Here is a 1,209-nt window from a genome sequence, read left to right on the forward strand (position 1 = left end):
GCGCGCGCTGTATCGTCGTCGCAACCGCTGTCGTCGTTGTGAGGCCCACGTCGTACTGCGCGCCTCGGCCGCGAACAGCTTGCCGATCAATTTGATGAAGCGCGTCGCCAACAGATCGGGCGTTCGGGCAGCCTTTGGTACGCTGTCCTCTGCTTTGACGAAGTACCGTCTCAGGTGAACCCAGCATCCAAGGTGCACGAGCTGGTGACGCCGGGCAATGTCGTTGTAGGGCTCGTAGCCATCGGTCATCATGACCGCGCCCTCGCGGATCCCGGTGAACAGCTTGTCGGCCAGCCTGGTGCCACGCCCCGGTGTATAGGTGAAGCATCGGATGGGCACGCCCGAATCGGTCATCTGCGCCCAGAGATAACTCTTCGTTTGCGGTCGACGGCCCTTTTCCTTCAACACCTGGAGTGTCGTCTCGTCGCAGTAGATCAGCTCGGCATCGAGCAACGCATCGCGCATCAGGTTGATCACGGGTTGCGTTCCGAGACCCACACGGACCATGCTCGCAGCAATCGTGTTCGACGAGATGTCGCCGCCGAAGCGACGTAGCAGACCGGCCTGGCGATACAGTGGCATCCCGAACTGATACTTGCCGGCGGCGATCCATGCAAGCGCCGATTCGCTCAACAGGCCGCGAGGGATGATGCGAGGCGGCGCCGGCGTCACCTTGATGCCGAGATCGCAGCACGGACACGCGTATTTGACGCGTTGGTGCTGGATCACGCGAAGCTGCTCCGGAATCACGTCGAGCTGCTCGCTGATCTCCACGCCAAACTCGACGAGCGCGTGACCATCGTTCATGCAGAAGCGTTCAGCCTCAGGCAGCTCGTGCCGCACCACGTCGCGCGGCAGGTTGGGATCAAGCGGCTTGCGATGGCCCCGCTTCTTGCGCGTATGTGCGCCGACCGTCGATTCTGGCGTATCTTCCTGAGCAGGTGAGCTGCTCGCGCCGAGCACCTCGGCTTCGTTGAACAGGCTGGGTTGATCCGAATCTCGTGCCTCGCTCTTTGCGCCGAACAGCTCGTGACGGTAGGCCCGGAGTCGTTCCTCGGCGAGATCGCGTTCCGCTGTCACGAGCCGCAGGGCGCCGCGTAATGCCTCCTGTTCTTCTCGCAACGCACGAGCGGCATCGCGTTCGGCGAGCAGCTCTTTCAGTTCGTCGGCGGTGATCGTGACGTTGACCGGCATGCTGGGTTAGACCAG

At 62.6% G+C, this 1,209-nt stretch carries 1 protein-coding gene; it reads right to left on the reverse strand.

From position 1 onward, the window contains the following. The coding region (gene tnpC, locus P0D80_RS50290; RefSeq protein ID WP_408296248.1) for an IS66 family transposase at positions 1-1,194 on the reverse strand (1,194 nt) is incomplete at its 3' end. Positions 1,195-1,209 lie beyond the last annotated feature (15 nt).

It is taken from the genome of Paraburkholderia sp. RL17-373-BIF-A, assembly GCF_046030175.1.
In the GTDB taxonomy this organism is placed as follows: domain Bacteria; phylum Pseudomonadota; class Gammaproteobacteria; order Burkholderiales; family Burkholderiaceae; genus Paraburkholderia.